8 protein-coding genes and 1 pseudogene are annotated in these 9,045 nt (G+C 61.1%); 7 read left to right on the top strand and 2 right to left on the bottom strand.

Going from position 1 to position 9,045, the window contains the following annotated elements:
- A pseudogene (locus tag DB51_RS09440) lies at positions 1–368 on the bottom strand (transposase); the annotation flags it as partial.
- Positions 369–517: 149 nt separating this feature from the next.
- Between DB51_RS09440 and DB51_RS09435 the strand changes: the two are divergent.
- From DB51_RS09435 to DB51_RS09410, 7 genes are all read left to right on the top strand, one after another.
- The gene (locus tag DB51_RS09435; RefSeq protein WP_237745319.1) at positions 518–1,180 is read left to right on the top strand and encodes a hypothetical protein; all 663 of its coding nucleotides are present in this window, start codon (positions 518–520) and stop codon (positions 1,178–1,180) included.
- A 270-nt stretch (positions 1,181–1,450) separates the two neighbouring features.
- On the top strand, positions 1,451–1,717 hold the full coding sequence (locus DB51_RS09430) for a hypothetical protein (protein ID WP_238548367.1): 267 nt from the start codon (positions 1,451–1,453) through the stop codon (positions 1,715–1,717).
- Positions 1,708–2,817, top strand: coding sequence for a MobF family relaxase (mobF, locus tag DB51_RS10490; RefSeq protein WP_238548366.1), 1,110 nt, complete (start codon positions 1,708–1,710; stop codon positions 2,815–2,817). Before DB51_RS09430 ends, mobF begins: the two co-directional genes overlap by 10 nt.
- Positions 2,814–4,265, top strand: coding sequence for an AAA family ATPase (locus DB51_RS10485; RefSeq protein ID WP_238548365.1), 1,452 nt, complete (start codon positions 2,814–2,816; stop codon positions 4,263–4,265). The genes mobF and DB51_RS10485 overlap by 4 nt, the downstream gene beginning before the upstream one ends.
- Positions 4,266–6,055: 1,790 nt before the next feature.
- The gene (locus DB51_RS09420) at positions 6,056–6,370 is read left to right on the top strand and encodes a hypothetical protein (RefSeq protein ID WP_033513639.1); all 315 of its coding nucleotides are present in this window, start codon (positions 6,056–6,058) and stop codon (positions 6,368–6,370) included.
- A 216-nt stretch (positions 6,371–6,586) separates the two neighbouring features.
- Positions 6,587–6,847 carry a hypothetical protein gene (locus DB51_RS09415; RefSeq protein WP_162174648.1) on the top strand — a complete coding sequence of 87 codons (261 nt, stop codon included), beginning with the start codon at positions 6,587–6,589 and terminating at the stop codon, positions 6,845–6,847.
- An 85-nt stretch (positions 6,848–6,932) separates the two neighbouring features.
- The gene (locus DB51_RS09410) at positions 6,933–7,199 is read left to right on the top strand and encodes a helix-turn-helix transcriptional regulator (RefSeq protein WP_123645440.1); all 267 of its coding nucleotides are present in this window, start codon (positions 6,933–6,935) and stop codon (positions 7,197–7,199) included.
- A 184-nt stretch (positions 7,200–7,383) separates the two neighbouring features.
- On the opposite strand, the gene DB51_RS09405 is transcribed toward DB51_RS09410, so the two are convergent.
- A complete protein-coding gene (locus tag DB51_RS09405; protein ID WP_034254626.1) occupies positions 7,384–8,907 on the bottom strand; it encodes a glycoside-pentoside-hexuronide (GPH):cation symporter in 1,524 nt (507 codons plus the stop codon).
- Between the last annotated feature and the right edge of the window lie 138 nt (positions 8,908–9,045).

Below are 9,045 nucleotides of genomic sequence, written 5' to 3'. Positions count from 1 at the left end.
GCCCGCGGGACCGTGCGGATCGGCCCGACCCCGAACCGGTGGCGATGAGTGTCGATCGTACTCGACCATCAACGTCGTGTCGGGTCGAGCCGTGAGGCGAAAAAAGCCGACGCGCTCGACAGGATCTCGTTCGCCCGACGCAGCTGCGCATTCTCCCGACGCAGCCGCCTGAGCTCGCCGGACTCCTCGGGACCCGCCGTGCCTGCCGTATCAGCCTTGGCCTGCCAGCGGCGCAATGATTCCGCCGCCACACCCAGATCCTTCGCCACGCCCTGCAACGCCTTCGTCTCCGACGCGTAATTCTCCCGGGACTCGGCCAACAGCCTGACGGCCCGGTCCCTGAACTCCTTGGCATATCTCGTACTCATAATTCCATCATTCCTTATCTGGGGGAAATCAGGAACAAAACCCAGTCCATATCACCGGGAACGGCGTCGTTCATAGGTCGTGTGACGTGTTTAGATGGGTTTTCGCCCGATATCGCGACAAACCGTATGGGAATCCGCGTGGGATGGGCATGGATGACAGTGAAAAACCGCCCGTGTGCGAGGCCTGCGGCAGGCCCGTGACGGAGCGCAGCAAGGTGAACGGGGCATGGCTGAAGAGCCATCGAGGGTGCAAGGACCGGATCCGGACCATCAGGCGCAGGCGTGCGGCCGAGGAGAACGAGGAGCGTGTCGAGGCCATGTTCCTCGAAGCGTTGGAGGACCGCAAACGGGCCGCGAACCAGTGGCGGTGGCAGATCGAGAACCGCAACGAGCTCGCGGACGAGCACGACCGGGTCCTGGCCGCCACGCTGCTCGTGTCGTACCGGTGCATGATCGCCGCCATGAACGTCATGCCGTCCGCGCTCATCCAATATCGGGAGCCATGGGCCGTGGACCTGACCCGGATGCTGGGCCGACGGACAGTGGCGCTCATCGCCCGACGTGACGGCTGGACCCACACCGCATTCTGGGAGCATGATCCCGAATGCAGTGAGGACGGCACGCTGACCCGCGTGGGCGCCGGGGAATGGGCCCTGCCGATGGAGGGCATGGAGGACGAGTACCGCGACGATCTGGATCATGAGGACGGTCGGGGCCGGCGGACGTTCTCGGACGTCAAGGCGCTGCAGCGGCTATGGGCCGAGGACCATGTCGGAGGACAATGGGATCCGGGCCCGTGGCGGTTCAAGTGACGACACGGCAAGGATCCGGATTCGAAGGGAGGACAGATGGCGGTACATCGGATAGACGGGATCTGCAGGCATTGCGGGAAGCATACGCAGGTATGGGAGGACGGATACTGTTCGGGCAAATGCCGTCGCGGCGCGTGGCGTGCCGGCGACAGGACCATCGCGGGCGTATGCGAGGTGTGCGGCAGGCCCGTGTGCAAGCCCAGGAGGGGACCCGTGCCGCGATACTGCAGCCGCCGATGCCGGCAGCGACGGTACCGTGAGAGAAGGAACGTGCGGGAGGCCGGCCGGCAGCGGGCCGGCATGGAGCATCTCCAACGGCTGAAGAAGGAGACGAAGGACCTCAGGACACGCATCAGGGCATGCAAGGAACACGAAAGAACCCTGGGCGAACAGGCCGGCAGGCTCAAACAGACGTTCCGCGACAATGCGGACCTCCTGCTCAGACTGGCCGCAACGTCGGACAGGGATCTGATCGACGACGCGCCCAAGGGAGGCTACATCGACGAACTGCGCAAAGAGGAAACGACATGGCAATGAACCTCACCAAACTCGCGAACGCGGAATACACGCTGCACGACATCATGGAGGCACTCGACGCGGACGGGGCTACGGTCGGCACGGGACCAAGCGGATACTACACCGCGAAGGGCAACCCGCCCGGACGGTGGATAGGTTCCGGCGCCGAACTCCTGGGAGGCTCCGTCGGACGGACGGCATCGTCGAAAACGGTCCGCAGCCTCATCAACGACAGTCGTGACCCGTCAACGGGAAGATTCCTGGGCGACGTGAAACTCACCAAGGGCGACGACGGCGAACCGCCGGTCGCCGGCTGGGACTACACCACCAGACAGCCGAAAAGCGTCAGCATCCTATGGGCGTTCGGCGACGCGGAAACACGCAGGGGCATCGACGAATGCCTCCAGAAAGCCACGGACATGACCATCGCCTACCTCGAAGACGAATACGCTTCGACGCGGGCGGGGCAAGGCGGGGTCGCATCCGTGGCATGCGACGGCGTCGCCGGATTCGTGTTCGACCATTTCGACACCCGTGACGGCGACCCGCAACCGCACAAGCACATCACCATATCCAACCGCGTGCGCAGAAGCTCTGACGGGGTATGGACCGCGCTCGACGGCAGGAAACTGTACTCCAGCATGGTCGAGATCTCCGAAATCCACGAGAACCTCCTCCAGGACCTGCTCACCCAACGATTCGGATGGACCTGGACCACCAAGGTCAACGAACAGGGAACCAAATCCGTCATCAACGAGGTGGACGGGGTACCCGCCGAACTCATCGAGGCATTCGGCGGCCGTCACAGTGAGATCGCGAAACAGGTCGAGCAGCGGGTCCAACAGGAAGAGGCCCAGACCGGACGGCCCGTCAGCTTCCAACGACGCGCGCAGATCGACCTGGAAGCATGGCAGGCCACCAGGAAGGCGAAACCGGAAATCCAACCCAGCCTCGCGGAAAAACAACGACACTGGTGGAAGAAACTCGGGCAGACGGCGACCGACATCGACATCCGGCACGTGTGGGACACCGTCAACTCCCGCAAGACCAGCATGCTGCACATCGACTCCACCTGCCAGGAGGACATCAGCCGGCTCCGCTCGACCAGATCGCCGACATGAGCCGGACGGGCAAGAACGGCCTCCAACTCGAACGGGAACTCGTCGACCTGTCCTACCGCAACGTATCCAAAGGCCGGACCACATGGAAGAAGACCAACGTGAGGGCCGAAGCCGAACGACTCCTCAGAAGCGTCCGCATCGACCCCGAACAGCGGATCATCGTCGCCAACCGGATCGCGGACCTCGCCCTCGCACGATGCGTCAAATTCACACCCGGCAGATACCGGATCCCGCAGGACGCCAAGGACAGTCCCACCCTCACCAACGGCAACGGCGTAAGCGTGTTCGACGACGACAAGCTCGACCTATACACCAGCCAGGAGATCCTCGACGCCGAACATTATATGATCGGACAGGCCGGGAAGCCGGCCGTCACCGGATTCACCGTGGACGAGGCCCGCATATGGCTGCAAGGATGGAACGAGCAGGCCAGGCGGAACGGAGGATACCCGCTGGCCGCCGACCAGTTCGAAGCCGCTGTCTACGCATTGTCCAATCCCAGGATGGTCGGCGCGGTCATCGGACCGGCAGGCACGGGAAAGACGACCACCATGCGAGCGGTGGCGGACGCATGGCGCGCCAAATACGGTCCCGACAGCGTCCTGGGACTGGCGACCAGCCGCAGGGCCGTCGGCGAACTGAGGAACAGCATTGGATGCAACAGCATCACCATCGCCAAACTCCTCTACCACAACGACATCGACCAGATCGAGCGACACCGACGCGACATCGCCGTGCTCGACCAGCAGATCCGGTCGACGCCCGACCCGGTCCAAAGACTCGCCTGCCGCATGCGGCTGAGCCGGATCCTCGCCGAGGAAAGCACCTACTCCATCCGGCCGAATCAGCTCGTGATCATCGACGAGGCCGGCATGGTCGACACCAGGCACATGGCCCAGATATCAAGAATGGCCGAACTCATGGGAGCCAAGGTCACCCTGACCGGAGACCCGCTCCAACTCGACAGCGTCTCCGGAGCCGGCGGCATGCTCGGCTGGATGGAACGGCACGGCATGTATCAGATGCTCTCAAGCCTGTGGCGGTTCACCTCCAAGGCCGACAAATGGGACGGGGACCCCACGGCGGAAGGGACTCCATCCGCAGATGGGAAGGCGAGGGACGGGCGACGCTCGAACTCAGGAAAGGCGGCGACCGCGCCGATCCCGAAAGCGTCGCCTCATGCGAACGGCTCGTGCAACGGTACGTGGACCACGACCGGCTCCACTGGGGAGAGGACGTGCAATTGGAGGAGGAGTCCTACGTCCAGTGCATCGAATGGCAGGACCAGGGCAAAAGCACCCTGCTCATCGCCGGCACCAGGGATCAGGTCAGGGACATCAACAGACGGTTCATCCTCGAACGACGTTCCAAAGGGCAAAGCGAAGCCGACCCCGCCAAAACCTTCGCGCTCCGCGACGGCCTGGACGTCGGCCGAGGAGACCAGATAGTGTGCAGGAAGAACGAAGACGACGTCACATCCCATGACGGCCGGACGATAGAAAACGGCATGACGTTCCGCATCGAAAACGTCGGACGGCGGGACGTCTCATGCGTAAGCCTGGCCGACGGCAGCCGTTGGGAGATCCCGCGGGAATTCCTCGAAACGGGATGCGAAGCCGGATACGCCTGCACCGTACACCGCTGCCAGGGCATGACCGTGGACCGTTGCGCGGTACTGTTCCCGTCCGACGCGAACACCCCATGCAACCTGCAATACGTCGCAGGCAGCAGAGGCAAGGAGGAGAACCACTTCTACTACGCCTGCCCGGACGAGGAGCAACGCAAGATCAGACACCAACTCTCCGGCGTCGAGACGGACCCCAAGGCCATCGCCATGTCGCGTATGAAAGCAAGCCTGCTCAACCATCCCGACGCTGCGACCGCCACCGAAACCCTGGAACGTGAACGGACGGACCGCATGAACCTCAAACGGCTCATGTGCGAACACGACTACGCCGCCGGCCTCATCTCCGGCCCTCACCTCAACGCCATGCTCGCCAGACGCCACGATCCCAAAACCGTCGACAAAATCACCCGCAGCCCAAGCTACGAATGGCTCCGCGGCGTCTGGTCACGCGCCTACATGACCGACGCGAAACGCGCCTTCGCGATCATCGGCCAGCCGCTCGACCCCGACCGTCTCAAAGGCCGTCGGCTTGACCTCGACCAGCTCGTCGGGAAGATAGCGCGAATCGCCAGGGTTCTGCATCCCGACCGGATGGACGATACCACATACCGTATCGACATGGACGTCAGCAGGGACTCCGAACAGGCGCGATACGTCACGGAGATCCTCGAACGCAGCGACATTCCCTACGCTCTCGCCGACACGCTCGACGGCAAGGCGATCACCATCGACGTGGACCATTCCTGCATCCCCGCGGTCAAGACCATACTCGACGGCCTGTGCCAGCCGGTCAAGGGCTTCGACCAGAGCCTGTTCCCCCAATGGCGTGAACTACGCAGGGAAGAGGGAAGGATCCTCAAGGAGAATCCCGGCATGAGAGGGCAAAGCCGGCCCGTGGAACCCGACTGGGCCGCCACCATCGCGGGACGGCTCAACGCCGGACTGCTCGACCGGGTGAACGGCACCGTCCACGAGGAATGGTGTGCCGGCGTCATCCCGCGCATCCGGGCCAGCCGGCACGGCAGCGAACTCGACATCGTAAGACAGAACGAACGACTCATCGAACTGAAAGTGGGCGAACTCGTCCGCGACGCACAAGCCTCAAACCAGCCATGGACCGGACGGATACTCGAAGCATCGGCCGACGACCCGACCCTGTTCCGCGACGTCGTCGTCTACCGGGCCATGTGGCAGGTCGACGAGGAAGATGATCCGCTGGGGGAGCGACCGCCCACGTCAAGCGGAGGCAGGAACAGCATTGGGCCAACCTCGACGGGCGGATCAACCACACCGACGGCGTCGTCAACCCCGGCAGACGGCACCGGCCATCGGCAGGCCGGGACATGTCGGCCATCAATCATGCGGAGGAAACGTCGACGAGACCGGAAGAGACAACGGCATGGCAGCCATCACGGAGGCCTTCCGACAAGCCGCGTAACGGGTTGCGGATATAAGCCCGATGATCCGGGGATGTCCACGTCGTCCATGCCGCAACGTCCAGCCGCCAGTCTCCTTGTTAAGCGGGCCACGTAGACGCGAATCGGCCGGCATCGGCCGTAAAGCATGTGGAAGGGGAGGAAAGGACCTCGGAAACCGGAAAGGACGGCGGACATGGCAACCATCACCGGATTGCTCGGATCACTCACGCATTGGCTCGTCCTGGCAAGCCAATGGTTCCACGATTGGGACATCACACTACTGACATCGGCGCTCATCGTCCTCGTCGTGATCGCCGGCGTGACCGGTCGGGCGGCTATGGGCCCACGACTGTGGATGCAACTTGTATGGGGAACCGTGACCGTCGTCGTCGGACTGATCGAGGTTGCGATCATCTGGACCATCGTCACCCGCTATCTGCCGGTCTGCGACATGAGCGCCCTGATACGAAACATACTCCGGCACGAACCATCGACGGTGATTGCGTAGGTTCATCTGGCGGGGGGGATGCCGACGATCATAGGGGCGACCTATCGGTCCGGCACATTTTTCGTCTGAGCGAAAGAAAAACGTGCCACGGGTTTCCCCATGTCCTGAAATACCAATGCATGATGATTGAACATCACGGAACAGTATCCGGAATCTAGCAATGGAATTGTCCAGCTCGTCAAATTCGGACTTGACGGGGAACCGAATGATTTTCGCATGTACGTGTCTAGGCTTGTGCGCAAGTACAGGGTCAGCGACGCGCCTTTCGCGAAGGAACTGGAATCTCTGCTCCATTCCGCGACCGCATTCAAGCCGGCTCCGATTCGGGATGCGAATCGTGAGGTACACCTGACCGGGAAGCCGCCGGTCCTTTCCGTGGGTCAACGTCCTGATGCGGAAAAGAAGGAACCACTATTGCCCGAATGGATCGCGAAGCAGATTGAGGAGATGTTCGAAGATCGTCGAATATTCGCCTGATGGATGGAGACTGTATTCCTACCCGGCAATGTCCGGCAAAGGCTTTCCGATTTGATGAAGCGTTGCAATGTTTCCCGGATGGAACTTGCCCAACAAAATCGGCTGCAAGGACAGCCTTCTCAGTCGTTTTCCGAGCGGAAAAACAGACGAACCCTGCGAGGAAAATATCATCCGCATCGCAAAAGCCCTCAACATATCTACTGACTTTCTTTTGGGTGTAATGACTGTGCCGGACAGAAAGAAGTATGAAATCGACGAGTTGGGTTTATCCGCACAGGCGGCGAGAAACCCCTCTATACCGGAAAGGCGAACGAGATCAGCTGCCGGACACGGGAATCCGGCGGAACCGTGAAGTGTTGAAGGCGAGATTCGGCACGGCATGTCTTCGAGGAGCGATGGAAGCTTTCGGATTGTCGGAGTTTTTTGACGAGATCCTCGCGATCGGATAACGAAGAAGGCCCGTCCAAGGTCTTGTTGGACCTTGGACGGGCCTTCTCCTACTGCGATAGAGGTGGGGTCTCTATCGCACCATTCCGTCATTCCTTGATGGGTTTCGTCTCTTCGTCAATGGCTTCGACGATTTCCGCGGTCCGCGCTTCCTCGTCGACGATCTCGCCGGAGGCGATCTTGGTCTCGAGTTCCTTGACGATCTTGGCGTGCATCTTCTCATCGATCTTGACCTTGAAGCAGAACACCAGCAGGCTTAGGACGATGAGGGCCAAGGGCACATAGAAGGCGCAAGTCTTGAAGGTGGTGATATTGGAGGAGGTCATGTCGGCCGCGGTGGCGTTCCCGGTCATACCTGCGGCGATGGCGACGAAGCTGACGATGCCGTTGGACATCGCGCCGCCGATCTTGTCTAACATCGGTCGCACGGACAGGGTGACCGCCTCGTTGCGCTTGCCGTTCTTCAGCTGGCCGTATTCGATGGAGTCGGTCAGGGACAGGATGGCGGTCGTCTGAATGAGCGTGCTCGGCACGTATAAAAGGACGAGCGCGACGAACGCCATAATCATGTTATCGTCGAAGATGCCAAGCAGGATGTAACCGATGATCATGGAGGTCATGCCGCCGATGTACAGACAGCGGCGCGGAATGCGCTTGTTCAGAATCGGATACAGCGGGGCCATGATCAGGCCGGCGACCAGTGCGATGATGCCGGTGACCGAGTAGGCCGCCTGATTGTCGAGCACGAACTTGAACAGGAAGATCAGCACGCCGGTAGTGGCCACGTTGGCGATGGCGTACAGCAGGTAGCTCAGGGCGACCCACAGCAGCTGATCGTTCTGGAATAGGGCCTTGAACGCCTTGAGAGGGCCGCCGTTATCCTGGGCCTTGGAGCGCAAGGTGCTCTGGCTCTCCTTGGTGCCGAACGCGACGGTCCACGCGGTCAGGATGCCGAGCAGCGCCACGATGATGCCGAAGGAAGTCCAGCCGCTTTGGTTTCCCGTGTGGGAGCCGGTGAACATCCAGCTGAAATAGGTGACGATCGGAATCACGACGACGGTGATGCCGTTGTAGCCAATGGAGCCGGTGAAAGTGCCGAGCGCGGTATAGGTGGAGCGCTCGTGCGAGTCGGAGGACAGTGCCGGGATCATGCCCCAGTATGAGATGTCGCGCAGCGAGTAGAACACGTCGAGCACGATGAACGTGATGACGAACAGCACGATGAACCAAGTCTGGTCCACGTTGACCAGGCCGAACATGCCGGAGAAGATCACGACAAGCAGCACGGACGAAACCAGGCCTCCGATGAATTGCCATGGGCGGAAACGGCCCCACTTGGTGGTGGTGTTGTCGACGATATTGCCCAACAGCGGATCGATGAAGATCTCCGCGATGCGGATGATCACGACGAGGCTGGTGATGATGCCGATGAGTTTAGCCGCAACGGCCTTGTCGACATCGGAAAACAGGCAGCTGGTCACATACACGATGAAGTATGTGCTGAGCGCGTTGTAGAAGGCGGACTGGCCGAGGTTGCCGCATGCGTATGAGATGCGTTGGCCGAGCTTTCCGCGACGGACCTCATCGTCCGCTGTGGTGGTTGCATTGCTCATTGCTTTTCTCCTTAGAAGAGTCGGAGTGAAGATCACCCATTGACCTCGAGACTAGAGTATACGATGTTTACGGAAAAAAGTAAAAAACATTAGTAACGTTTGCCTTTCGCGGCGTATCGAAAGTGTGTTGCGACTGAT

The sequence above is a fragment of the Bifidobacterium crudilactis genome (assembly GCF_000738005.1).
In the GTDB taxonomy this organism is placed as follows: Bacteria; Actinomycetota; Actinomycetes; order Actinomycetales; family Bifidobacteriaceae; genus Bombiscardovia; species Bombiscardovia crudilactis.
This window is presented reverse-complemented; position numbering and strand designations above follow the sequence as displayed.